The organism is Pseudothermotoga sp. U03pept, assembly GCF_051235805.1.
Lineage (GTDB): Bacteria > Thermotogota > Thermotogae > Thermotogales > DSM-5069 > Pseudothermotoga_B.
Genome location: NZ_JBPNXV010000001.1, coordinates 1941135 through 1965196, shown reverse-complemented (window position 1 = coordinate 1965196; position 24062 = coordinate 1941135). Strand labels below are relative to the sequence as shown.

Sequence of the window (24062 nt, the reverse complement as noted above, 5' to 3'; positions counted from 1 at the left end):
CCTCCCTCACAGAATTGTGGTACTGAAAATGGATTTCAGATTGGCTTTTTTCACTTTTTCTTTTATTTCTCTAATGTCTGTTGTGTACAAGTTCTTGTCCTTCATTCTCTTGAAGTACACCGAACCAGAGAAGGTGTACTTGTATTGGCGTCCTTCTTCTTTTTTCATTTCGCCTATCACATAATTTACAAAATCTCCAACCGCAAGTTCATTCGGTAACGTCAAGAGTTTCTCTTTGAGAATCTTTCGAACTGCATTGTGCCCAGCGAGAGTACCCGTCACTATTGCCTCTGTGTGCCCAACCATTGCACCGGCTTTTTCACCAGCACAAAAGAGATTCTCGACAGGTCCTATGGCTTGGAGCTCTGGTGTACAATTTGCAAAACCAAAGTAGCGCATAGAGTTTCCTTTTCCTCCGGCGATTGGATCTTCGTACCTTGCTCTTTCCATCCCTGGTATCTTTCTGAGTCTTTCAAGTGGGAAAAATGGGGTCATCAATTTCACAGGACCTGTGTCGAGCAGCACCAGATTTTCGATGAATTCCTCCAGTGCATATTGCTGGCAAGCTTTCATGCTCAAGAGTTTTTCTTCCTCACGAACTTCGATTGGTACAGGAACAAGTGCAGATCCCTTTTCTTCCAGTTCTTTCACAATGGCTGGGTCTATGGAGTCTTTGCACAATTTGCAAGAACCACTCATCGCTCCTATGCTACCATCTGGCTTTTTGCCAACCCATTCTTCAACTCCGACCTTTGTTGTGATACTAACCCTTGGTCCAAAACTATGACACCTGAGTATGCACATTGCACAGCCGTTACCATACTTAGTGCAGTTGCCTGGTACGGCAGAGGTGCCAGTAGCGTCAACGAAGGCGTCTGCCTTGATTGGTTCTAATCCCTCAACTACAACACAGGAAATCTTTCCTTGCTCTCTTGCCACGTCTATGACCCGAGCTTTTGTAAAGATCTGTACACCAAGGTTAGTCAAGTACTCTTTGATTGCTGGTTCAATTTTGTAAACGTTGTACAAGCTGGCATGTTTGTGACCTGGAAATTCAACATTTGTATGAGTAACACAGTTGTCCATGACGGAAAAGATATCTGCACCCATTTCGAGCATTTCTTCTGCGGCTGTGAAACGACCATTGTTTCTGAAAATTCCTCCAACTAACCCAGTGCCGAGCAACATATCTGCTCTCTCAAGCAGTACGACCTCTGCTCCTGCTTTCGCAGCGGCTGCTGCAGCAGCGCAGCCACCCCAACCTCCTCCAACGACTACAACCTTTGGTCTTTGCATATGAATCAGCCCTCCTTTCTGCTCTCTTCTTGTGTCACAATACCCATTGGTAAGGGCTTCGTTGGTGGTCTGAATACACCCGCATCAAGCTGCTCTATGGGTATCTTTGTGAACTGTGATATCTCTCGCAGGATGATTTCTCTGCAACCACGTCCTTGGCACGGTCCCATTGTTACACGGAGCAATCTTTTCAGTTCACCAATGCTCGTGTGTCCTGATTTTATTGCCTCTCTTATCTCTTTTAGCGTCACTTCTTCACATCTGCAGATTATTGTCTCTTCATCCATTTTCGATCACCTTCACGGCTCTGATTTTCATCACGAGATCTTTCGGTACAGCTACATGTACGACAGTTGTCTTGTCTTTTTTCGGTTCTTGAACTCTTATGACCTTTCCTGTTGTGAGCAGCTCGCCTTTTCTGTCCAGACAAAGAACCTCTTGTCCAATCTGTGGACTTGGAAGCATTTCATAGGGTATTTTCAAGATCGCCGTCTTTTCACTGTGAGTCAGATCTGCAACAAAACAAGCCAAACCAGGACATGAAGCCACACACAACGCACAGCCAGAACACTTTGAATAATCTATCTTCGGTATATCGTTTATGTTGCTGAATGGTAAGATCGCACCTGTGGGGCAGTTTGTGTGACAGGGATCACATGGTATGGATTGAGGGCACTCGATTATTACCAATCCACCTTTCTTGTGTTTCCACAGTTCGTGAGGTGGAGCGAAAGATTCAACGATACATTCTGGCAAAACGCCGCTGTTAAAATCAGGATCTGTCGAAAGTTGTGAGGTGCAATCACTCACTTTTGTGTTATTTTCGAATTCAAGAAATTGATTCTGGGAGTTTTTCGATAGCACCTTTTCGATGCCAACTCTCACTCTTTTTGCAGTTTCACCGCCTCGAAGCAACCCGAGCTCTTTCCAATAATTTGCAAGTTTTTGAGTGAAAGTCGCATCGTCAACTCTTGAAAGCGAATAGGCTACCGACAAACCTGCAATCTTACCTTCGATCATCGCACTCGAAGCCTCTTCTATACCAGAAGCATCGCCAGCAACCCAAATGTCTGGATTAGTAGTGCGCATCGTCTCGTCTCTCTTTGGTACATAACCAGAGAGTTCTGGTACGAATCTCATCTCACAACCCGCTTGCCACAGCAGTTCACAACTGGGGCTCAAACCCACAGCCAAGCAAATGACATCGCAATCAATTTGCTTTTCTTCACCGCACCATTCACCTTTTTCATTTATTGCTTGAATTACAGCACCTTCAACATGATTCTTTCCCAGAGCTCTCTTGACTGTATGACGCAGATATATGGGTACACCGAGTCGGCGAACCTTCGCGGCGTGGACCCAGTAGCCACCAATCTTTGGAGCAAACTCGACGATCCCCGCAACTTGAACCCCCGCTTGCAACAACTGGTAGCTAACGATCAATCCTATGTTGCCCGCTCCCACCATTAAGACACGTTCACCCGGCACAACACCGTAGACGTTCATCAAGGTTTGAACTGCGCCTGCACCGTAGACACCTGGTAGATCGTTCCCTGGAAATGGAATCAATTTTTCAAGTGCTCCAGTTGCTACCACTATTTTCTCTGGTTCTACTGAAAAGAATTTTTCTTCATTGGTCATGCAGGCAATCTTCTTTTCCTCTGCGTAATAACCAATCGCAGTTGTGTTCAAGAAGACTGCGATCTGACCATCTTTTTTATTTACCTCTTCTATTAAGAATTTGGCAATCTCTATGCCGCGAGTACCAGCAAATTCAACACTTGAGCCGAAGAATTTGTGAGTCTGTTTTATCAGTTGTCCTCCTAAGGATAATGATTCATCAACCAAGACAACCCTACAGCCGAATGAAGAAGCCTCAAGAGCAGCACAAAGACCCGCAGGTCCACCCCCGATAACGAGCAGATCAGTCTTCATCTTCTTGCACCTCCTGTCTGAAGGCTCCTCTACCGTGTTGGGTTTCTACGATCATGCCTTCCTTCAAGGGGGTGATACAAGATCGAATGTTGGGTATTCCATTAACGATGACAAAGCACGAGGAACATTTACCGATCGCACAGAAAAACCCTCGAGGTCTTTTGTGCTTTTCTGTGTAACTCAAGATTCTTACTCCATTGGCATGTAGAGCGGCAGCGATTGGCTCTCCTTCGAAACCTTCCATCTCTCTGCCGTCGAAAGTGAACTTAACTCTTCTGCCATGAGAGAACTGCAATATCGGATGCTGCTTGATCAGTTTCATCTCTATCACCTCAGTACCGCCTTAGTGAAGAATGCACTGCACGATAAACCAAATTCACAAGACCAACAACATCAAAGACAGGCAGACCAGTTGCTTGTTTTATGTCCTCAGAAAATGGTGGCATGTTGGTACACTCCAATACGATCGCTCCAACAGACCGATCTTCTGTCAGAGTGATAGCTTTTCTGAGCATCTCTTCTCTTGCGAGATCAAAATCAATTTCACACTGATCGTAAAGGAGTGCTCTTCCAAGATTTGTGTCTTCAATTCCCACAACCCTGACAGGTATGTTATCTGCACCGACAGATTGAAGATGTTTTGTTGTTAAAGCTTGGCTGTTCGCAGTCACTATGCCAACCTTTTTGTTTAAACCAATCATTTTGTACACCAAAGGTACTAACATCAGTGCAGAGCTTATGAATGGTATTCTGAGTTCAGTTGCAATTTTTTCCTGAAACAAAGACAGAAAGCCACACGAAGTAGCTATCAAAGACACACCAGCTTCCTCAAGTTCTTTTGCTGTGAGGACGAATTTTTCCACAAGAGGCATAGGGTTGTCTTCAATGATCTTCTTCGGGTTAGCATCTTTCACAACTTTGTACAGCACAGGGAACTCCCAGGTTTGTGCATTGCCTATGTCGCCAGGGACCCTGGGAAAATGCGTTTCGAGCATTATAACACCAAGTACAAATCCATAGAAGTTTCTGCCGCCTTTGATCTTTAACACCCCAGACCTCCTCAAAGATCATGCTTCTTTCTTACGTGCAATTGTTTTGTTGAAGAGAAAGTAAATTGCAGCCAAGATTACTACGACGAGCGCGACAATCTCTTTTGGGAATCTGGACGAAGTGGTAACCCACACAGACAGTGCAAGCAAGAAAAGTACAGCGATTCTTTCAAAGTTTTGCAGCTTTCTTTTCAGATATCCTGCTACTGCTATTGCCAAAAGGTAGCTGATCAGGGTCATGAGTACAATGACTGTAAGAATCTGTGTCAGTGAACCGCGCATCAGTAAAGCGTCGTTGAAAATGAATATGTAACCAACCAAATAACCTGTGAAACCAAGCTTCCAGCTCTCAAAACCTACTTTCATTGGATCTGCCTTTGCGATTGAAGCACCACAGTATGAAGCTACACACACGGGCGGTGTTACTTCCGAAAGTTTTGCAAAATACAGAGCAAACAAATGTGCTTTCAAGACGTCCACACCCATCTTCAGAAGTGCAGGTGCTGCTATGGTCACAGCGATGATGTAAGCCGGTGTTGTGGGCAGTCCCATACCGAGTATCAAACAAGTTATCATCACCATAAGCAAAGCGAGAATCAGATTACCACCAGAAAGACTCGTGATAACAGAAGCCAATCCCAAACCCAGTCCTGTGTAAGTGAGAACGCTTATAACAATACCAGCACCAGCACAAGCCAATGCAACTATGATCATGTTTTTTCCACTCGATTCGAGTGTTGACAATATTCTCTTTGGTGTCATCATAGTCTCTTTTTTGAAAAAGCTAATAGCTATAGAGATCCAGACCGAATAATACGCTGCCATGAATGGTGAATAACCTTTAACCAAGAAATAAACCAGACCAACCGCAGGCGCGAGCAAATATGTTTCTTTGAGTATCTTCTTCCAAGATGGAAGTTCTTCTTTTGGCAGTCCTTTTAGCCCATCCCTCAGTGCGACCAAATGAACAGTGATGCCAAGGGCTACATAATAGAAGATAGCGCCGAGCAAAGCTGCCCAACAAATCTTGATGTATGGAATGTTGGTCAGTTCTGCCATGATGAATGCGGCAGCACCCATGACAGGCGGCATGAAGATGCCTCCAGTGGAAGCCACAGCCTCAACGGCACCTGCAAATTCAGGCTTGTAGCCCATTTTCTTCATCATGGGGATAGTAAAGCTTCCGGTTGCGTAGACATTGCTCGCTGCAATTCCGCTTATAGAACCAAAGAGACCGCTACCAACAACCGCTATCTTTGCCGGTCCGCCAGGACCTCTTCCTGCAATTCTCGCGGCAACCATCGTCAGATAGTTTCCGACACCGGTGGCTTCCAAAAAGGAACCAAATATCACAAACAAGGCAACCACGGTGGCAGATATTCCCGTGATGCTACCGTAGATTCCACTGTCTGTAATCAAATAGAACATCTCTACAAACCTGCCGAGTTTCATCGGTTTGTTGTAAAATATGCCAGGCAGGTAAGGAGCTATGTAGACATAGCCCATCATGGCAATCAAAAGAATTGCCATGGCTGGCACAACTGCCCGCCTTATTGCCTCTAAGAGCAAGACTATAACAATGATTCCAAAGACTATTTGAGTAGTCGTTAAAGGATCAACACGCTCGAATCTCATGTTCAGCGAATTGTTGTAAATGATCAGGTACACCGATGGAACTGTCGACAGAACAGCCAAGATAGCGTCAAAGATCGTGAATCTGTCTTTCGGAGATTTTTTTGTTGCAGGATACAACAAAAATGCCATTGGAAGAAGCAACAGAAGGTGAGTACCCCTCTGTAACCTTGGCTGGAGTATTCCAACAGTTGCAGTGTACAAGTGAAACAGGGCGGTGGCTACAAGCCACGCACCCACAAACCACCTCTGCCATCCTCTGAGTTCTCTCATTTCGACATCAGCTCTTTCATCATTTCAGATATCCTGCTTCTCTGTAGTATCTTTCAGCACCTGGATGAAGGGGAACAGCAACATTGCGTGCACCAGACTTCGGGTCAAAGGTCTTGTTGGCAGGATGAACCGTCCAAAGCTCTTGCAAGTTTTCGCAGAGGATCTTCGTTATTGTGTACACAACGATCTCTGGCACATCGGCATTCACCAGTAGTTCGCCAGCCGTTGTGACTGTTGGAGTGTCGTAATCCTGACCTTGGTATGTTCCAGATGGAATTACACACAGACCTGTTTCGCGCGGGACTGTACCAAGTTCTCTCGACATTGCGTCTATGCAGTCTTCTGATACCGACAGCAGTATTGATTTTCTCGATATGAACATCTCTGAAACAGCTGCGGCTGGTATTGAGAGATGGGTGATGACAAAATCGATGTGTCTATCTTTGTACAGGCTTATCATGTCTGCGTAAACAGCGTGGAAATATTCACCACCAGCTTTTTTGATATCTTCGAGTGTGATGCCATAATAGCCCAAGATCTTTTCTACAATCGGCAAATCTGATGTGCCTTTCATTGGTACTGCGATTCTGACGGATTTTCCTGCCTTCACCAATTCTGCCAGCTCTTTGACAGTCTTGATGCCAGTTTCCGCAGCAGCGACGAAGTGAATCTGGTAATAGCCAAAGTAGCCACCTATCGCTCGAACCTTTGGATTTGGTTTGCTGTAAAGCGGCGGAACGCCCATCAAAGCCATCTTATCAACGAAGGTTATTCCCCAACCAAGGTCTGCATCACCCGAAGAGACTTGTACAGGATTGGTGACTCCGCCACCTGGTACAACCTTTATCGAGATCTTTGGTTCTTTTTGATTGATAAGTGCTGCAATGGCACCAGCTTGTGCATACCATCCTCCACCTACGCCACCGGCGACCCACGTTAAAGTGACTGGTTTGAGCTCAGCTCCAAGTGCCATAGTACCAAGTAACAAACTAAAAAGGACACTCAAAACAACTAACCTTCTCATCCTGATCCCTCCCTGTGTGAGATGGCGCTCAATTTCTTTGTGCAACTTCAGAAGCAACACGAAAACGCGCTGGACTAATTGCATCAATCTCGAGAGTAGTTCTTTCACCGCAAATTAGTTGTGAGATCAACTTTCCTGTGATTGGTGCAAGTGCTATACCGTCACCTTCGTGTCCGGTCGCAATGAAGAAACCTGGATTTGCAGGATCTTCTCCGATAATGTACTTACCATCATCGCAGGCAGGTCTAAGTCCAGCGAATGACCTTATGATTCTGACTTTGTCGAAAACTGGGAAGAGTTCCACAGCCCTATTCGTTATGGCTTTCAATGCTTCGTAGGTTGTGCTTCTGTTAAAGCCTACATACTCTCTGGTGCTGCCGATTAGGTAATTGCCGCTGTGAGTTCTTGACATCGCAAAACCAAGCCCGAGTCTCTTGGAGGTTTCATCACGCTCAAAGTTAGATAGGTGCTTTGAGATGATGTAGTTTGCGTCCCATGCGTCAGTTTCGCCTATCTCCTCTATCGGCTCTGTCACGATTATTTGCCCCCTCTTTGGGCGTATTGGTAGATTTAGACCCACATAGGACGCTATTTCACCAGACCACACCCCGGCAGCGTTCACAACAACTTGAGCAGAATAAACTTCTCCTGCAGTTGTTCTCACCTCCCAATACTCTGATTTGCGTTTAATCTCTGTAACAGCGGCGTACCTTAGTAGCTTTACACCAATCCTTGAGCTTGCTTGATACAGTGCAAACAAAACTTTGAACGGATTCACTTGAGAGTCTTCGGGTGAATAAGTTGAAGCTATTACATGATCACTCACCCAAGGCTGTTTTTTCTTCAAATACTTTTTCTCGAGTATCTCCACGTTTAGTCCTATCGATTTCTGCTTTTTCACAAAGTCTTCCATCACTGGCATGTGATCTTTCTTATCTATCAAAATCATTCCACCGCGTGTCGCAAATTCTATGTCTTCTTGCAACTCACTTTGCCATTCACGGTAGATCTCAAGGCTTTCCATAGCAAGTCTGAGTGGGAGTCCAGGTGCCTTTGATTGAAGCAGTATCATGTGGTCACACGCACCAGATGTGCCACAGCCAACATCTCCTCGTTCCAAAACCAGTACAGTTTTTCTTGCCTTCGCAAGTTGGTAAGCACAAGAAAGACCTATTATGCCAGCACCAATTACGATGCAGTCATAAGCATTTTGCACGCTGAACTCCCCCTCGTCTGTTTGGATTAGATCAATCCTGAGTACTTTGCCACTATCTCAATGAGTCTTACCAAACCTCTCAGTGCAAGTCTTGCTTTGTCTTCAATTATGTCACCGTTTTCATCGGTTGTGCCGAGTCCAGGTGAGACAAATATATTCGCATCGTATGCAACCGTTTGTATGATTCCCATCACATCTGTTCCAGATTGGAGAATGTTTGTTCCAGCGTACATGTCTTCGATCGAGAAGATTGGGAATGAAACTCCTTTTTCCCAGCAGTCATCGTAGTTTATTTCGACGGCGCCCGAGTTGTAGCTCTTGGAAATCTTGAATATGTGCCTAATCTTAGAATCGAGCTTAGAGAACTCTTCAACGGTTATTTCATATAGTTTATCGATACTTGCTTTGAACTTGTCAGCCTTTTGCCTGAGTGCCTTTAATGCGGCTATTGCGCCAGCCAGAGATTCCTTGCCTGGATCAAAGGTCACATAAGCCGCTTTTCCATAAGAGGACCATGTTCCACTTCTATCACCGTGGGTTCCCATGGCACGTCTGATTGGAACCATTGCATCTTCACGACCAATTATCAAACCGCAGGTGGGAGCACCGGCTGCTTTGTCCATGCTGTATGTCATAACCCATGCACCAGTTTTCCTTGGGTCTGTTCCTATGAATGGCACACCCCAAGCGTTGTCAACGATATACGGCACGTTGTAATACTGGGCAAGTTCGCCGATTTTCTTTTGAAGTACAGGGGTACCATCTTCATCTTTTTCTCCATAACCATACCCAACTGTGTCATATCCGAGTGAAGAAAATCCCGCCAACGTGTCGGCATATCTTTCGGCGTACTCTTTGATCCTTGCTGCCGTGCCTTTGGCATCAACTTTACTCAGCAAGATGACTGGATGATATTTAATACCGTGAACTGAATAGCGACCTCCTGCCATTGGTACTATGACCACATCGACATTTTCAAGTCTTTTTCCATAGAAACCGAGTTCTCCTGCAGTACAACCTCTGTCTGCGAAGATGTCTTTGTAGTGAGGTGGAATAGGTCTTCCATAACCGCCATGGTGGTGAAGGTGTCTTTCATAGGGTATGATGTACCTGCTTCTGTACTTGTCACCTCTTCCTGTGAATGGCGGTGAAACAAGGACATCGAAACTCAACCAGAGCGCGGCTTCACATGTACTTACAAGCAGTGCGTCGTAGTCGTCACCGTAATAATCTTTAACGATGTCTCTTATTTCATCAGCAAAAACCTTGTTTGGTATGACCTCTCTTGAAACCTTGCTTATGGCTTCATCGACTTCTTTTGTGATGAGCCCGTGACAGCCAGATATTGCGCCAGTCAGACCAAACTTGCCACGCCACTCTTGCGGAATTCCAATCTCATCTGCTGCCTTCTTTGCCTCTTCAAAGATCTTTGGCATTGACTGTTTCAAGTGCCTGTAAAGATGATACTTATTCTTGAACATGCAAAATCCCTCCCTTTCAATCTCGTGTGAAATAGATCAAGTCATTTAGATTCAAATTCATTTCCTCACCAGTGATAAGATCATCTGTTAGAATTACAATGTTCTGGTGGTTTGGCATATGTGTTTCATCAAAACCTGCGAGTGTTCCTAAGCACTTGCCACTCGACAGTTTGACTTTGTCTTTGAAAACGATCACACCGGGATTCACAATTTCCACGAAGGCTAAGTATGCTACTGTATTGACATTCTTACCCGGCGCTGCTTCTTTTTCGTTAGTCAGAAGTAACTCGTGAATTTCACCATTTCTCAGTGCCCTTGACCATGGAGAGATCAAGGAAAGATTTCTGTTCTGAACTTTCCCACGCAGTACCGCTACTACCCTTCCAACAACGGTGGATTTTTTTGCATATGGGTCGTTCTTGACCATTCCAGCGGCGTACGGATCTGTCATCTCATTCACTCCTTGGTGGCTATTACTTCGATTTCAACCTCTGCACCCTTTGGAAGTGCGGAGACTTCTACGAAAGATCTTGCTGGTTTGTGTTCACCAAAGTACTGGCTATAGATTTCATTGATAGCGGCGAAGTTCTTTAGGTCAGTGACAAAAACAGTTGCCTTCACAACATTTTTCAGGTCACATCCACAGGCTTTGAGAATTCCCCTGATGTTTTCGAAAACTCTTGTTGCTTGCTTTTTGATGTCGCCGTTTACCAAATCACCCGTGACTGGGTCCAATGGGATCTGTCCTGAAACGAAAACAAGACCGTTTACTTCGACTGCCTGTGAATAAGGTCCTATTGCTTTTGGTGCATCGTTTGTACTGATGATCTTCATCCACATACCTCCTTCTTTCTAAACAAGGTTATTTGATCTGTTTCTTGCTTCTCTCAGATACGCATAGATGGTGAATTTTGAATTTCCCATTTCTTTTGCGAGAAAGTCTACGGCGCCTTTGAGTAAAAAGAAGCCTTTCTCATCAAGTTTCTTAAGAACACTTATTTTTTCTTCTTTGGTGGCATATCTTAAAGGCTTCCCCGCCAAGGATTTCACACTCTGAATTGCTTCATTCAAGAGTTCTTCAACTTTGCTCACGAATCTTTCGTGGTTTGTCCCAGCCATGTCTTCAAGGTTTTGAAAGGTCAAGTGTTGTTCTATCACTTGCTTGAAGATAGAGATCTTTGTCGTGTCATAGTTGATGCACAGGAAACCTATAATCTTTCCATTCTCGTCACGAATGAAGATTGTTGTCGAGCGCAGGATTCTACCATCAGAAGTGGTTGTCATGTAGTTTGGTACAACATCAACGTCTTTAAATTTCTCTGATCTCAAGATGTACAATCCCAAATCTGTCAAGGGGGCTCCAACTTTTCTGCCCGTCACATGTCCGTTTTCAATGGCTATGACCGACTGTTCTGGATCAGATATGTCGTGGAGGACTATTTCGTAGTCAGGTCCGAGCATTTGACCCAACCCACGAGTAACAGGTATGAAAGCTCTCAAAATGGGATTAATCTTTTTCACACTATCAACCCTCCTCTATGATACAAAAAATTGTACTCATATACAATACATTGTTGGATGAGATACAAGAATTTGTACATAGCAACAAGAAGAATCCGATTTCTTTTCACCATTATTTTAGTTTTTTGAAAGTATTTCAACGAAATTGGTCATTTTTGGGTGAAAGTTAACAGTTTGGTGTCCTTCAATTAGCTGCGTGTGAGATAATATATTAGAGGTGATTTAGTTGAGAGAAGAGCTTTACAAATTCAAATACAAAACCTTGTGCGAGAGACTCAAGCCAGTACTTGAGAAGAAATCTTACCAAGTGTACATCGTAGAAAATGCCCAGCAAGCTAAGGAATTGATTGAAAGGTTGATACCTGAAGGTTCGGTCGTTAGTTCTGGTGGGTCTTTGACCTTGAGTGATTCTGGTATACTTGCCCTGCTCAGGAGTGGCAAGTACAGATTTCTCGATCGCTACAACTCTCCCGACAGGCGGAAAACAGAGATAGAAGCCTTCGACAGCGACTACTATCTGTGTAGCGCCAACGCCATCACGATGAACGGTGAACTGGTTTTCATGGATGGTTTTGGTAACAGAGTAGCAGCGGTGACCTTTGGACCAAAGAACGTGATACTGGTCGTGAGCGCAAACAAAATAGTGAAAGATTTGGAAGCAGCGAGAGAAAGAATCAGATACATCTCACCTATGAATGCAAAAAGACTTTCTCTGTCGACCCCATGTGCGGTGACTGGTTTGTGTCAAGACTGCGATTCACCTGAAAGGATCTGCAGGCATTTTCACGTCATAAACGATTCGCGCAATCAGCCTGGCAGAATAAAGATCGTTTTTGTACTTGAAGAGCTTGGATTGTGAGGTGCTAAGATGCAGGAAAGATGGTTGAACCTTTACAAAGAACTGGTCAACACCGATACAGGCTTTGATATAGATCTTCAGACAAAACTTTCCAGGACATCTTTCATTGCTCAAGAGTTGAAGCAGATGGGCTTTTCAGTTTTCCAAGAAGAAGCAGCACATGTTGGTTTAATTGGTGATGGACCATACCTCACGCTCATAGGTCACCTGGATACAGTTTTCAAAGAAGGAGAGGCTCAGAAAAGACCATTTAGAATTGAAAACGATGTTGTTCGCGGACCTGGTGTGGCAGATATGAAAGGTGGAGTAATCACGCTTCTTGCTACAGTAGAGAAAGCGCTGAAGGATGGAATTGAGAGTTTGTGCGTCATACTGAACGTCGATGAAGAACTTGGTTCGAAAACCAGCAAGACTACCTTCGAGAAGTATGCAACGCAAAGTCTTTGCTGTCTGTCTTTTGAGCCTGGTGGAATCAATGGTGAGATCGTCAGTAGCAGAAAAGGTATTGCCTCGATGAGCCTTGTTGTAAAAGGAAAGAAAGGTCATGCTTCAAGACTTGAAGAAGGTGCAAACGCCGTTGTTGAAGCGTGCCGAAAGATAGATGCCATTTACAGTTTGAATGGGAAGATTGGTAGCTTAACGATCAATCCTACGATAATAAATGCAGGTGAAAAATCGAATGTCACTCCCGATTTGTGTAACACCTATTTCGATGTGAGATTTTCAACACAACAAGAATTTGAACAGTGCAGAGAGGTGTTATCAGAACTTTGTTCTAAACCTTCTATAAATGGGACAAGTTGCGAACTATCAATACAAGTTCGTAGACCTTCTATGGAATTTCACTCAGAGATGAAAAAGGCTGTTGAACAAGCTTTTGAGAGAGTTAGTGTTAGGTTTGATTACCAACATTCAAGTGGAGGGGCAGACAGTGCTTTCTTCTATCAATTTGGTGTCCCAACGATCGATGGACTTGGAATCACAGGCGTTAGATTTCACTCCGAAGAAGAATACGCACTTCTGAGCAGTTTTGAAACAAGAGTGGCTCTTTCGCTTGAGATCTTGAGATATTTCAATTCAAACAGAGGTGAGTAAGGTGAAATTTGTTGATACAACACTGAGAGATGGTCATCAATCGTTGATCGCGACCAGAATGTCAACGAAAGACATGTTGCCGGTTCTTGAAGTGATGGATAAAGTTGGTTTCTACTCTATGGAAGTCTGGGGCGGCGCCACCTTTGACGTAGCTGTGAGGTTTCTGAATGAAGATCCATGGGAGAGACTGAAGAAGATTAGAGAGAAAATCAAGAACACGAAACTTCAGATGTTGCTCCGTGGACAGAACCTGGTTGGTTATCGACATTATGCAGATGATACTGTCAGACTCTTTGTCAGAAAGATGGTCGAAAGTGGAATAGATATAATCAGGATCTTTGATGCTCTGAACGACGAAAGAAACCTAATCGTGGCGATAGACGAAGCGAAGAAGATGAAAGCACACGTTCAAGGGGCTATTTCATACACCGTCAGTCCCGTACACACTTTGGAATATTACTTGGGCTATGCAAGGAAACTGGTTGAACTTGGGGTAGATTCGCTCTGCATAAAAGATATGGCTGGCTTGCTCACCCCTAAGGAAGCCTTTGATCTTGTCACTGCGTTGAAAAAAGAGTTCTCTTTGCCAGTGGATGTTCATTCACACTGCACCTGTGGACTTGCTGATGCGAGTTATCAAGCCGCCATCGATGCTGGGGCTGACATTGTTGACACCGCGCTGTCACCTTTTGCACTGGGTACTTCACAACCACCTTTTGAGCCATTTTATTATTCTCTGAGCAAACAAGGTTTAGTTCCTCCACCTGATTGGGAAACTTTGAATTACTTGATAGAGCATTTCACAAAAGTTAGGGAAAAATACTCTTCATACGATGTGAAGATGACCACGATTGACCCAAAGATACTCCATGCTCAAGTGCCTGGTGGAATGTACTCCAATATGGTGAAGCAACTTCAAGAGCAGAAGATGGCTCATAAGATGAAAGAGGTGCTCGAAGAGATACCAAGAGTTCAAAAAGATCTTGGCTACCCACCTTTAGTGACTCCCACGAGTCAGATAGTCGGTGTTCAGGCAATTTTGAATGTCATGACCAAAGAGAGGTATGCAAAGGTAACTAAGGAAGTGAAAGAATATGTCAAAGGCTTTTACGGTAAACCGCCGGCACCTATCGATCCCGATTTGACCAAGAAGATACTCGGTGATGAGAAACCAATAGATCTTCGTCCAGGTGAACTCATTCCGCCGGAACTTGAAAGAGCAAAAAAAGAGCTCGGGTTACTCGCAAAAACTGATGAAGATCTTCTGATATACGTCATACTCGGAGAAGTTGGCAAAAAATATCTTCAAAAGCGCTATCTTGATCAACTGAAGGTTGATTTCGACTTGGTGCAAGAGTTCGAGGCACCTGTTTACCCTGTATGATAATGGGAATAGGTACCGATATACTTAGAATCGATAGAGTAAGTGAATCCATAAGTCGAAGAATACTTGGTGAGCGCGAAGCAAAGGAATTTGAGACAGTAAAAGACAAGAAAACGTATCTGGCAGCTCGTTTCGCGGCGAAAGAAGCGTTCTTCAAAGCTTTGGGCACGGGACTGAGAGATTATTCCTTTAAAGCCATCGAAGTAATTCACAACAAGCTCAAGAAACCATTGTTTCTGTTTCATACCGATTTTTCTTTCAATTTTGCTCACCTTACAATCACGCACGACTATTTTGCTTGTGCGGACGTAGTTCTTGAAAAACGGGTTGGTCAGGTTTACATCGGTATTGGTTCTAACCTTGGCAGCAGATTGAGAAATATCCAAAGGTCATGTGATCTACTGGAACTTTCAGGTTTGAAAATCATCAGAACGTCCTCCGTTTATGAGACGCTTCCCTATGGTGTGACTGAACAACCAAAGTTCTACAATTGCGTTGTCGAAGTAGATACAAAACAAAAGCCACAAGAATTGTTACAAACTCTGTTGCACGTGGAACAGACTATGGGCAGGTCAAGAGAAAAGAGATGGGGTCCAAGAATCATCGATTTGGATATACTCCTTTTCGGCAACATAATCTACGAGTCAACCAATTTGGTGATACCACATTATGATATACTCAACAGACAATTTGTGATCTTTCCTCTCTTGGAGTTGGGTGTCTTTGAACACCCATTAGAAGGCGATTTTCGGTGTATGAGGAAAGAAGGCGAAGAATGCATTTTAGTGACGAAGAATTGGTAAAGGAAGTGAAGACGATAGAACAACAGATAGATCTTCTGATAGAAAATCAACAATATGAAGAGTTGTTGCCTCTTTTGGAAAGGCGTGAACAAATACTCAAATCTTTTGCAAAGATAGATTCACACCTTGCAGATGAAATCTTAAAAGCAGATGCAAAGAGGATCGAGAAGATCAAGTCACAAATGCAACAACTCAGTGAAAATGCCTTGCAGATGAAAAAATCTGAGGCAGCGATCAAAAGTTATAAAGATATAACTCAAGCATGCGGGACAAGATTTGACAAAAAGATGTGAGTAAAAAGGGCGCGAAAGCGCCCTTTTTTCATGGATAGATGCCTCTCAGTCTTACCGCTTGTGCAACTCTTTCGATTGCGACTATGTAAGCCGCTGTTCTGAAATCTACATTGTATTTCTCCTTAGTCTTTGCAACTTCGGCAAATGCAGCTTTCATCATCTTTGTCAGCTTTGATCTTATGTCGTCGAGATCCCAGAAGAATGATTGCAAATCTTGCACCCATTCAAAGTAAGAGACTGTTACTCCACCAGCATTCGCGAGTATATCAGGAATAATAGTAACTCCCTTTGAAAGAAGTATTTTGTCTGCCTCTGGTGTTACAGGTCCATTTGCTCCCTCAACAATGAATTTTGCTCTGATTTTGTCGGCATTTTTCTGAGTGATGGCGTTCTCCAGAGCTGCAGGAACCAATATGTCTACGTCGAGTTCGAGCAGTTCTTCGTGAGATATTTTCTTTCCCTTTGGATATCCCTCGATGAAGCCTTTGTTGCTGTCTCTGTAGGTGATCAAATCATTTATATCCAAGCCGTTTGGATCATAATAAGCTGCAGACACATCACTTACAGCAACAACTTTTGCCTTGTAATCTTCGTACAGAATTTTCGCAGAGAAAGATCCAACGTTTCCAAATCCTTGAACTGCTACGGTTGCCTTTGAAATATCTTTGCCAAGCAACTTGCAAGCCTCGGCAGCAGTCACCGCAACACCACGACCAGTTGCTTCGTTTCTACCAACTGAACCACCGATTTCTACAGGTTTTCCAGTCACAACACCAAGTGCCGGATAACCAGCATGCATAGTGTAGGTATCGACATACCAAGCCATTACCTGAGCGTTTGTGTTCACATCAGGGGCAGGGATGTCTCTCTTTTCGCCAATGAAATTGGCTATCTCGTAGAAGAATCTTCGTGAAAGCCTCTCCAGTTCGTGTTTTGAAAGTTTGCTTGGATCGACCTTGACTCCACCTTTACCTCCGCCATAGGGTAGATTCAGCAAAGAACACTTCCAAGTCATCCAGAACGCCAAGGTCTGTACTTCATCGAGTGTGACATCAGGGTGATACCTTATTCCACCCTTTGCAGGACCTCGGGCTGTGTTGTGCTGACAACGATACCCTGTGAACATCTCTACTCTGCCATCATCCATCACAACTGGAAATTCAACAACTAAGGTGCGCTGAGGCCTTTCGAGGAATTTTCTGATATTTGGATCAAGTTTCATTACATCAGCAGCATACCCGAAAACCTCGAGCGCTTGTTCATACAACGATTTAGCCATGAAAAATCCTCCCTTCACGTAGGTTAGAAATAACCTTCCATCGGGTCAAAGAATTAGTGAACCACTTCACATTTCTCATTTTAGCATCTGATTCTATGGAAAGAAAAGGTAGCAAAGACGAGTTTTCTGGGTTCAAAAACCAACTAAATGCAAAGAAATGTGGTTTGCTCATTTATACACACTAAATCACAAGTATGCACAAGTATGCACTTGAAAAACAAAAGCCCACCTCAATGGTGGGCTTTCAGTTGATCTTGAAATTCATTCGAGCACAAATCGAATGATTCTATCAAGTTCTTCATCTTGTATAAAGTTTTTCAACACGATTCCATATCTTTTGACTCTGATGAGTATCTCTTCTATCTGTGAATCAGTAGCACTCAAGCCCTTCTGCTTTAGGTAGTATTTGATGAAAGCACGGCCACTCTTTTTTCCCGCTACATACCTCAACTGTCTTCCAATATTCTCTGGATTGTATGGGAACATAGAATACTTTAGACCCGTGGCTCTGTACATCTTCTCATTGGCATCGATTACTATACCAGATTCGCTATGGAATATTTTTTCCCCAACTATAGGTTTATTTGGTGACACCTGTACCTTAGATATCTCCTGTATCAGTTTTGAAATCCTGTACAATTCAGAACAATCTATGCCTGTCTTGATTCCAAGGATCATCTCAATGCCCATAATTACTTCTTCTGTCGCTGCATTTCCCGTTCTCTCGCCAAGGCAGTTGAAGGATGTCTCAACTGCTTCTGCTCCAGATGCCACTGCCATGAGTGCTGTCGCTGTAGCCAGTCCATAATCATTGTGCACGTGTATAGCGAGTGGAACGTTTGGGAACCATTCTTTCATCTTCCTCACCAGGAAATTCACAGTGAAAGGATGGGCTTGACCAAGTGTATCAGATATACCTATTTGGTCAACTTCTGCATTTCTGAGCAGTTCTGTGTAGACAGTTTTGATCCACTCGAGATTGTTTATTCTAAAGGTATCCCAACCACAGAATTCAACGAATAATCCTAATTCTTTCGCAAGCTTTGCACCTCTGATTATCCTGTTAATGAATTCTTTTGAATCAAGACCAAGAACGTACTTTACGAAGTACGGATTAACACTTGTTTCATAAAACAAACCATCGGCACCGCACTCTGCTGCGAGTTTTACATCTTCTTCACTGATTCTCGCCAAGGCAATTTTCTTGGCTTTTAGATTCATCTTTGAAAGTCTCTTGAAGGCTCTTTGGTCTTCCTCGGAAACGGCTGGTGTTCCTATTTCTATCATCGGAATACCTATCTTGTCTAATTCTTGTGCTATGAAAACTTTTTCATCCTCTGTAAAGACTACACCAGCCATCTGTTCACCATCTCTGAGAGTCACATCGTGTACTAATACTCTGTTGGGTAAATTCATCTTCTCTCTTACTTCTGAACAATAGTTGAGCGGTGAAACCCAACTACCGTTCATTGTAAAAGGCTTGCATCCTTCAATTTCTTCAAATTCCATGTTTGACCATCTCCTTGTACTTTGAAAGCAACTGGGAACCCTTTTCAGTAATACCAACTGTTCTCCTCCATATTCCCCCTTCCTTGATGTAACCCCTTCTCGCAAGTGAACTCACAACAGTCGCCAAAGCCATCGTGTTCAATCCAGTTTCTTTTGAAATATCATCGGAGAGAATCTGCCCCTTTCCACTTATGTGTTCGAGTACTTTAATACTTGTTTTATCGATGCCTTCAAAAACTTCGTCCTTGGATATCTTTGTTGGAAGTGTTTTGCCGAAATCAGTGATTTTGAACATGTAGAAACCAGAACCACGGTTTGACAATCTCTCGATTGCACCTGCCTTTTCAAGAGACAGGATTAAATCAGCTGTTTTGAAAGAATCAATGTCCAAAAGATCTGTTATTTCTGCCATCGTGTTGTAACCTTTTCTGATTATGTCCAGCACAGTGATTTCTTCTTCACTGAGTTTAGATCTTTTTTGCACCACAAAATCGTATTTTGATTTACCAAAGAAGTTCGCGATCAGAGCTGAGACGACTGAAACTACGACTCCAGGAATAACCATGTGCCCAAACTTGGTGGTGAGTGGGTATATCTTGGTCAAATCGAGTAGGGTCCAGATAGACATAAAGATTAGTCCTGTTAGTCCTCCTACGAAAGCTCCTGTGCTGGAGAATTTCCTTGTGTAGAGCCCCAGGATAACCATGACAGCCGTCGGAGCAAGCCAAGCGGTTGCGAAGGCAAACAGGTACACAGGACCTCCAGGGAAAAAGCACAGAATCAAAGCAGTTACACCGAAAAGAGCATTGACTATCATCGAGGGTTTTACGAGTTGCTCTGGCTTTGCGTTTGGTTTGAAGAATCTTTGGTATATATCTCTCACGATAACAGAGCTTCCCGCCATGTAGTATGTCGTGGCTGTTGAAACTGAAGCAGCCACCGTTGTCAGCAAGAAGTAGGCAGCCAGCGCAGCTGGAGTTTCCCTCAGGAAAATACCAAACGCGGCTGCTGGTGCAGCAGTTCCCTTTGGGGCAAACATTTCTGGATGCGCGGAGCCAACATAAGCACCCAACAAGGGATACATGAATCCATTAGCCAAGAAAAGTATTACCGCAGCCCACAAGTATGAGAGTTTTGCAACTCTTTCACTTCTCACAGAGCTAACCCTTATCCAGTAGCTGTTCGACCCCCACACAAGTGCCATGCCATACAGGAAGAAAGCTACTAAGACACTTGGGTAGAACATTGAAAACCAGGGAAAGGTCTTACCGGATATACCAGTTGTCCAGACATTACCGCCAGGCCAATTCTGAGTCAAAAAGCTCATTCCTCCGTATTTCACTAACAAGAAGATTATCAGTGTTGGGATCGCAACTGTGCACAGAACGCCTTGTATGAAATCAGTGAGTGTTACTGCCCACATACCTCCAAGGATTGTAAAGAAGAGGAAAATCAAGAAAACTAAGAGTATGGTTGAGGGTATAGACCATTTGGTGAATCCTGAAATAATCGTTGCCATAGATAGAATGTTATTGGCAGTTATACCAAGCATTGCAACTACTGTTACAAGTGTGATCACAAATCTGACTCTCTTGTCAAATCTCATTTCGAGCCATTCCGGAAGAGTGTGCGCTCCCGTTCTTCTCGCGGCTGGTGCTATCAAGAGTGCGTAAGAGATAATCCCAGTTAGTGAGTAAGCAACGCCAAGCATAAAGATACTCTTCGTCAAACCACCCATCAATGTGAAAGCTGGTGCCAAAGTTAGCGTGGTTCCGGCATAACCAATGGCTGCAACTCCCAAAATATTCACAATCAGGTTTATCTGCCTTCCTGCCACCAGATAGTCCGTGCTTCTACCTATCCACTTTCTTGTGATCCACCCAACAAGGATCATCACAAAGCCGAAGATTGCAAAGAAAACGGTAAAGATTGCCACAGTACCCATTTTCCACCCTCCTTTTCCTACTCTTCAACAATTGCGACTGCCCTTACCCATCCCGCACTGGCTTTGAATATTTTTACTGGAAATACTGCTACCTTGAATCCAAAAGGTTTGGGGATCTTATCGAGGTTAGCCAATTTTTCGATGTGACAATATTCCTTTTCAATTGCTGCAAAGTGAGCTGGCCATATGTATGAACCATCCTTTGTTTGTTGATAGTCCTTAGACATGTTCATGAAGGGTCGATCCCAAGTGTAAGCATCGATGCCAGTTATCTTGACTCCTTGTTCTAACAGCCAAAGTGTTGCTTCACGACTCATCCCTGGCTGTAGAAAATATTCCTTTGTTCCCATTCTTTTGTCTGCACCTGTCATTATCAGAACGATATCGAGTGGTTTGATTGAATAACGAATTCTTTCGAGTTCCACTTTCAAATCTTCAACGGTGATGAATTCACCAAAGTTTTTGTGGCGCATGTCGAGTACTACGCCATCAGAATAACACCATTCAAGAGGCACTTCATCAATTGTTTTGGCGAGTTTTCCTTCAACTATTGGATGAAAATGCCATGGTGCATCCAGGTGCGTACCGGTATGAGTCATAGCATCGATGAATTCATAAGACCAACCCAATCCACCAGAAAAAACCAAGTCCTTTGGATCCACACCGAAGCGTTCTCTCATCTCCTGTGTCCCTGCTCTGTGGTCTAAATAAGTTACTTTGGCCGGCCAGGGTTCAGAAGGTGAGTTTGGTACGATTGTCTCACTGAGATCAATTAACTTCATGCCCAAAGAGATCACCCCCTCTTCTCGATTATCGATAATACATAATAGCTCAAATGAAAAACAAGAACCAAAAATCAGCAAATTGTGGAAAAGTCGAACGAAATGTGGGTAGAAATTTCAAAAAAGTGCTTCTATCTTATTCTGTTTTACTTTTTCGAGGTTTTTCTTTATACCTCGATACCATATCATGATAACGCTCTTTGATTACCTTGGCACTGAATTGGATGTATTCCGTTATCAAATCTGCTGACTTTTGCGCATTTCTAGCTTCTAAAGCGTATGCAATTTCGGTGAAGTACTGTGATGATATTCTCAGATTGTCGTCATATATAAGGCTCAGATATCTATATCTTTTTGCTTGATCTTCCGTTGAGTCGAGTAAAGATGCCAACTTCTTCGAACCACATCCCTCGAGTACCACATCTGTTAGAGCGAAGTTTGCTTCAAAAGCCTTGTCGATGTCGTTCTCCAGATACGCATCTCGAAACTCCTTCACACAGGATTTTGCCTTTTTAATCTGTTCATCCGTTGCTCGCTCCGCAAACCAAGCGAATGCCAATGCCCAAAGTCTTTCTTTGATCTTCCAAATGTCCAATAGCTCTGAGAGATTGAGCTGTGTCACAATGTATCCCTTGTGTGGTAGTTCAGTAACAAGGTCAGACTTCTCCAACACCTTGAGTGCTTCTCTCACCGAAGTTTGGCTTACTCCGAATCGTTTCGCTATATCTAAGATCTTGATCCTTTGGCCCGGAGCATAGACGCCTTTTATGATCTCGTCTTTCAGTTTTTGCGCTACACTCTGTGAAATCTTGAGTGGTCTTTGATATGTCTCCACTTTTCATTCCCTCCATCACATGATTGTATTGTGTCGATAATAATTATACTATTGCTGTTGATGTCGATCATCAAATGGTGATTCAACCGATGAGTTATATATATTTTCAGATGTTTTCTCTCTGAAATCTATCTGTGGTAAACTTGAGTTTATGGTGATCTTCCTATGGCAAACATACTCGTGGTAGATGATGAAAGAAATGTGAGGAGTCTCATAAAGAGAATTCTTGAGGAACGAAATCACACAGTCACAGCGGTTGCAACGGCTGAGGAAGCACTTGTAGAAATGCGTCGACAATCTTTTGATCTAATGACGCTGGATTTGAGATTACCAGGTATATCTGGCATTGAGTTGCTCAAGAGGATGCAACAAGAAGGACGTGAGATGCCGATTTTGATAATTTCTGCAATCACGAATGCCATACCTGTTGTCGAGGCGATGAAAAGTGGCGCTTCTGATTATCTGTCAAAACCTTTCCCTGCGCAAGATTTGGTAAAAAAAGTTGAAGAACTCCTGAATCAAGAAGAAATCACCTTTGAAAAACTTGAAAGAAGGATCGAAGAAAAGCTGAATCAAGATAGGTCTGACGTCGCGGAACGTATGGCGAGACAATTGTTCGCAATCAATCCATCTGCTGATGCACACTTCATCTATGCTATGGTTATGGAAAAACTTGGCAACCCCGTGCTCGCTTTGAAGCATCTAAAAGCGGCGCTTGTCTTGGATCCAGATCACAAGAAAGCACTCAGGGAGCTTCAACGCTATGAGAAAGCGGACTGAAGGTCTGTACACGATAATCGTTGGTTGTGGAAGAATAGGTTCTATAGTGGCTTCTCATATGTCTGCCACCGGTAACAATGTTGTTGTGATAGACAACAGAGAGATGGCTTTTGACAATCTTTCAGAGGAGTTCACCGGGTTTAAAGTCTTAGGCGATGCAACAGAGATCGTTCATCTGAAAGAAGCAAAGATCGAAAGAGCAGATGTGGTCCTGGCATTGACCGGCGATGACAACACGAATTTTATGATATCAACGGTTGCAAAACAGTATTTTGGTGTCAAAGAGGTCATTGCAAGGGTGAATGATCCTGATAATGAAGAGATATTCAAAGAATTTGACATAAAAGTGGTTTCACCAACAGCTCTTGTTGCCAACAAGATCATAGAAGAGGTCGAGACGGGGGGACAGAGTTGAAGATAGTGATAATAGGTGGGTATCGTATTGCCTATCATTTGGCACGATCTATGATTTCAAAGGGCTATCATGTTTATATTGTTAACAAAGATCCGCAGGTGTGTCAAGAGTTAGCAAAAAAACTCTCCGCAGTGATAATCAACGGAGACGGCAGCAGAAAGAACATACTCGATCAGATTGAGTTTTCCCGGGATGATATTGTTGTCATACTGACAAACACCGATCGCGATAGTTTGATAATCTCTCAGATGATAAAAAGATACTACGGTATTGAGAGGATTGTCACACTCGTCAATGATCCAGAAAACATAGAGATCTTCAACAGACTCGGTGTGCGGGTTGCCGTCAGCCCGACTTCTCTGCTCAGTCAAACGATACAAGGTCTTCTGCTCGTTGAAGAAATGGAGGAGTTTTTCCCGGTCGAAGAGGGGAAATTAGTTTTTCTGAAACTGGAGATACCTGATAGTTCTCCCTCTATTGGCAAAAAGCTCAAAGAGATAAACCTCCCTAACGAATGTATCATCGGTGGGATATTGCGCCAAAACAATGTTGTGATTCCGAGAGGAGAGACAGAGCTGTTGCCAAAGGATCGTGTTTTTATCATCTGCGAACCAAATGTCCAAACGCAGGTGATCAGAAGCTTGGTGGGTGAATGA

The 24062-nt window shown here is 43.5% G+C and carries 25 protein-coding genes; 8 read left to right on the top strand and 17 right to left on the bottom strand.

The window, feature by feature from the left end; genetic code table 11:
- Window positions 1-6: 6 nt before the first annotated feature.
- Genes ACSFC1_RS09630 through ACSFC1_RS09575 form a run of 12 tightly spaced genes read right to left on the bottom strand, consistent with a single transcriptional unit; the run spans window position 7 to window position 11427 of the window.
- Window positions 7-1296 (bottom strand): FAD-dependent oxidoreductase, encoded by a 1290-nt coding sequence (locus tag ACSFC1_RS09630; protein WP_435565888.1) that lies wholly within the window; start codon window positions 1294-1296, stop codon window positions 7-9.
- Between the two features lie 5 nt (window positions 1297-1301).
- Window positions 1302-1583: a (2Fe-2S)-binding protein gene (locus ACSFC1_RS09625; protein ID WP_435565887.1), complete on the bottom strand. Its 282-nt coding sequence runs from the start codon at window positions 1581-1583 to the stop codon at window positions 1302-1304.
- Window positions 1576-3231 carry an FAD-dependent oxidoreductase gene (locus tag ACSFC1_RS09620; RefSeq protein ID WP_435565886.1) on the bottom strand — a complete coding sequence of 552 codons (1656 nt, stop codon included), beginning with the start codon at window positions 3229-3231 and terminating at the stop codon, window positions 1576-1578. Before ACSFC1_RS09620 ends, ACSFC1_RS09625 begins: the two co-directional genes overlap by 8 nt.
- Window positions 3221-3553, bottom strand: a complete 333-nt coding sequence (locus ACSFC1_RS09615) for a (2Fe-2S)-binding protein (RefSeq protein WP_435565885.1) — start codon at window positions 3551-3553, stop codon at window positions 3221-3223. Before ACSFC1_RS09615 ends, ACSFC1_RS09620 begins: the two co-directional genes overlap by 11 nt.
- Window positions 3554-3563: 10 nt before the next feature.
- Window positions 3564-4280, bottom strand: coding sequence for an aspartate/glutamate racemase family protein (locus tag ACSFC1_RS09610; protein WP_435565884.1), 717 nt, complete (start codon window positions 4278-4280; stop codon window positions 3564-3566).
- Window positions 4281-4298: 18 nt separating this feature from the next.
- On the bottom strand, window positions 4299-6185 hold the full coding sequence (locus tag ACSFC1_RS09605; protein WP_435565883.1) for a TRAP transporter permease: 1887 nt from the start codon (window positions 6183-6185) through the stop codon (window positions 4299-4301).
- Between the two features lie 19 nt (window positions 6186-6204).
- Window positions 6205-7209: a TAXI family TRAP transporter solute-binding subunit gene (locus tag ACSFC1_RS09600; RefSeq protein WP_435565882.1), complete on the bottom strand. Its 1005-nt coding sequence runs from the start codon at window positions 7207-7209 to the stop codon at window positions 6205-6207.
- 28 nt (window positions 7210-7237) lie between these two features.
- Window positions 7238-8425 (bottom strand): NAD(P)/FAD-dependent oxidoreductase, encoded by a 1188-nt coding sequence (locus tag ACSFC1_RS09595; RefSeq protein ID WP_435565881.1) that lies wholly within the window; start codon window positions 8423-8425, stop codon window positions 7238-7240.
- A 26-nt stretch (window positions 8426-8451) separates the two neighbouring features.
- Complete coding sequence (locus tag ACSFC1_RS09590) at window positions 8452-9906, bottom strand: hypothetical protein (RefSeq protein WP_435565880.1); 1455 nt, start codon at window positions 9904-9906, stop codon at window positions 8452-8454.
- 16 nt (window positions 9907-9922) lie between these two features.
- Window positions 9923-10357, bottom strand: a complete 435-nt coding sequence (locus tag ACSFC1_RS09585; protein WP_435565879.1) for a DUF6917 domain-containing protein — start codon at window positions 10355-10357, stop codon at window positions 9923-9925.
- Between the two features lie 5 nt (window positions 10358-10362).
- The gene (locus ACSFC1_RS09580; protein WP_435565878.1) at window positions 10363-10740 is read right to left on the bottom strand and encodes a RidA family protein; all 378 of its coding nucleotides are present in this window, start codon (window positions 10738-10740) and stop codon (window positions 10363-10365) included.
- 18 nt (window positions 10741-10758) lie between these two features.
- Complete coding sequence (locus ACSFC1_RS09575; RefSeq protein ID WP_435565877.1) at window positions 10759-11427, bottom strand: helix-turn-helix transcriptional regulator; 669 nt, start codon at window positions 11425-11427, stop codon at window positions 10759-10761.
- A 226-nt stretch (window positions 11428-11653) separates the two neighbouring features.
- Between ACSFC1_RS09575 and ACSFC1_RS09570 the strand changes: the two genes are divergently transcribed.
- The 5 genes from ACSFC1_RS09570 to ACSFC1_RS09550 are packed head-to-tail and all read left to right on the top strand — an operon-like array spanning window position 11654 to window position 15861.
- A complete protein-coding gene (locus ACSFC1_RS09570) occupies window positions 11654-12286 on the top strand; it encodes a lactate utilization protein (RefSeq protein ID WP_435565876.1) in 633 nt (210 codons plus the stop codon).
- Window positions 12287-12295: 9 nt separating this feature from the next.
- Window positions 12296-13381 (top strand): M20/M25/M40 family metallo-hydrolase, encoded by a 1086-nt coding sequence (locus ACSFC1_RS09565; RefSeq protein WP_435565875.1) that lies wholly within the window; start codon window positions 12296-12298, stop codon window positions 13379-13381.
- A gap of 1 nt (window position 13382) precedes the next feature.
- Window positions 13383-14765, top strand: coding sequence for a pyruvate carboxylase subunit B (locus tag ACSFC1_RS09560; protein ID WP_435565874.1), 1383 nt, complete (start codon window positions 13383-13385; stop codon window positions 14763-14765).
- Window positions 14762-15568 (top strand): 2-amino-4-hydroxy-6-hydroxymethyldihydropteridine diphosphokinase, encoded by an 807-nt coding sequence (gene folK / locus ACSFC1_RS09555; RefSeq protein WP_435565873.1) that lies wholly within the window; start codon window positions 14762-14764, stop codon window positions 15566-15568. The genes ACSFC1_RS09560 and folK overlap by 4 nt, the downstream gene beginning before the upstream one ends.
- Window positions 15541-15861 (top strand): hypothetical protein, encoded by a 321-nt coding sequence (locus ACSFC1_RS09550; RefSeq protein WP_435565872.1) that lies wholly within the window; start codon window positions 15541-15543, stop codon window positions 15859-15861. Before folK ends, ACSFC1_RS09550 begins: the two co-directional genes overlap by 28 nt.
- Before the next feature lie 28 nt (window positions 15862-15889).
- On the opposite strand, the gene ACSFC1_RS09545 is transcribed toward ACSFC1_RS09550, so the two are convergent.
- From ACSFC1_RS09545 to ACSFC1_RS09525, 5 genes are all read right to left on the bottom strand, one after another.
- Window positions 15890-17140, bottom strand: coding sequence for a Glu/Leu/Phe/Val family dehydrogenase (locus ACSFC1_RS09545; RefSeq protein WP_435565871.1), 1251 nt, complete (start codon window positions 17138-17140; stop codon window positions 15890-15892).
- A gap of 261 nt (window positions 17141-17401) precedes the next feature.
- Window positions 17402-18649 carry a LeuA family protein gene (locus ACSFC1_RS09540; protein WP_435565870.1) on the bottom strand — a complete coding sequence of 416 codons (1248 nt, stop codon included), beginning with the start codon at window positions 18647-18649 and terminating at the stop codon, window positions 17402-17404.
- The gene (locus ACSFC1_RS09535) at window positions 18639-20594 is read right to left on the bottom strand and encodes a sodium:solute symporter family transporter (RefSeq protein WP_435565869.1); all 1956 of its coding nucleotides are present in this window, start codon (window positions 20592-20594) and stop codon (window positions 18639-18641) included. The genes ACSFC1_RS09540 and ACSFC1_RS09535 overlap by 11 nt, the downstream gene beginning before the upstream one ends.
- A gap of 17 nt (window positions 20595-20611) precedes the next feature.
- Window positions 20612-21376, bottom strand: a complete 765-nt coding sequence (locus tag ACSFC1_RS09530) for a cyclase family protein (RefSeq protein ID WP_435565868.1) — start codon at window positions 21374-21376, stop codon at window positions 20612-20614.
- Window positions 21377-21512: 136 nt separating this feature from the next.
- A complete protein-coding gene (locus tag ACSFC1_RS09525; protein WP_435565867.1) occupies window positions 21513-22211 on the bottom strand; it encodes a GntR family transcriptional regulator in 699 nt (232 codons plus the stop codon).
- A 165-nt stretch (window positions 22212-22376) separates the two neighbouring features.
- Between ACSFC1_RS09525 and ACSFC1_RS09520 the strand changes: the two genes are divergently transcribed.
- From ACSFC1_RS09520 to ACSFC1_RS09510, 3 genes are read left to right on the top strand one after another with little or no spacing between them, the layout of a single operon-like run.
- Window positions 22377-22991, top strand: coding sequence for a response regulator (locus tag ACSFC1_RS09520; RefSeq protein WP_435565866.1), 615 nt, complete (start codon window positions 22377-22379; stop codon window positions 22989-22991).
- Entirely contained in the window at window positions 22975-23406 is a 432-nt protein-coding gene (locus tag ACSFC1_RS09515; protein ID WP_435565865.1) for a potassium channel family protein, read from the top strand. The genes ACSFC1_RS09520 and ACSFC1_RS09515 overlap by 17 nt, the downstream gene beginning before the upstream one ends.
- 5 nt (window positions 23407-23411) lie before the next feature.
- Window positions 23412-24062, top strand: coding sequence for an NAD-binding protein (locus ACSFC1_RS09510; RefSeq protein ID WP_435566024.1), 651 nt, complete (start codon window positions 23412-23414; stop codon window positions 24060-24062).

Excerpts from the sequence above, each read along its gene's own strand:
- ACSFC1_RS09520 (WP_435565866.1), top strand. The coding sequence starts at position 22,377 with ATGGCAAACATACTCGTGGTAGATGATGAAAGAAATGTGAGGAGTCTC.
- ACSFC1_RS09620 (WP_435565886.1), bottom strand. The coding sequence starts at position 3,231 with ATGAAGACTGATCTGCTCGTTATCGGGGGTGGACCTGCGGGTCTTTGT.
- ACSFC1_RS09535 (WP_435565869.1), bottom strand. The coding sequence starts at position 20,594 with ATGGGTACTGTGGCAATCTTTACCGTTTTCTTTGCAATCTTCGGCTTT.
- ACSFC1_RS09615 (WP_435565885.1), bottom strand. The coding sequence starts at position 3,553 with ATGAAACTGATCAAGCAGCATCCGATATTGCAGTTCTCTCATGGCAGA.
- ACSFC1_RS09530 (WP_435565868.1), bottom strand. The coding sequence starts at position 21,376 with ATGAAGTTAATTGATCTCAGTGAGACAATCGTACCAAACTCACCTTCT.
- folK (WP_435565873.1), top strand. The coding sequence starts at position 14,762 with ATGATAATGGGAATAGGTACCGATATACTTAGAATCGATAGAGTAAGT.
- ACSFC1_RS09585 (WP_435565879.1), bottom strand. The coding sequence starts at position 10,357 with ATGACAGATCCGTACGCCGCTGGAATGGTCAAGAACGACCCATATGCA.
- ACSFC1_RS09580 (WP_435565878.1), bottom strand. The coding sequence starts at position 10,740 with ATGAAGATCATCAGTACAAACGATGCACCAAAAGCAATAGGACCTTAT.
- ACSFC1_RS09550 (WP_435565872.1), top strand. The coding sequence starts at position 15,541 with ATGCATTTTAGTGACGAAGAATTGGTAAAGGAAGTGAAGACGATAGAA.
- ACSFC1_RS09630 (WP_435565888.1), bottom strand. The coding sequence starts at position 1,296 with ATGCAAAGACCAAAGGTTGTAGTCGTTGGAGGAGGTTGGGGTGGCTGC.
- ACSFC1_RS09565 (WP_435565875.1), top strand. The coding sequence starts at position 12,296 with ATGCAGGAAAGATGGTTGAACCTTTACAAAGAACTGGTCAACACCGAT.
- ACSFC1_RS09605 (WP_435565883.1), bottom strand. The coding sequence starts at position 6,185 with ATGAGAGAACTCAGAGGATGGCAGAGGTGGTTTGTGGGTGCGTGGCTT.
- ACSFC1_RS09515 (WP_435565865.1), top strand. The coding sequence starts at position 22,975 with ATGAGAAAGCGGACTGAAGGTCTGTACACGATAATCGTTGGTTGTGGA.
- ACSFC1_RS09590 (WP_435565880.1), bottom strand. The coding sequence starts at position 9,906 with ATGTTCAAGAATAAGTATCATCTTTACAGGCACTTGAAACAGTCAATG.
- ACSFC1_RS09540 (WP_435565870.1), bottom strand. The coding sequence starts at position 18,649 with ATGGAATTTGAAGAAATTGAAGGATGCAAGCCTTTTACAATGAACGGT.
- ACSFC1_RS09600 (WP_435565882.1), bottom strand. The coding sequence starts at position 7,209 with ATGAGAAGGTTAGTTGTTTTGAGTGTCCTTTTTAGTTTGTTACTTGGT.
- ACSFC1_RS09545 (WP_435565871.1), bottom strand. The coding sequence starts at position 17,140 with ATGGCTAAATCGTTGTATGAACAAGCGCTCGAGGTTTTCGGGTATGCT.
- ACSFC1_RS09625 (WP_435565887.1), bottom strand. The coding sequence starts at position 1,583 with ATGGATGAAGAGACAATAATCTGCAGATGTGAAGAAGTGACGCTAAAA.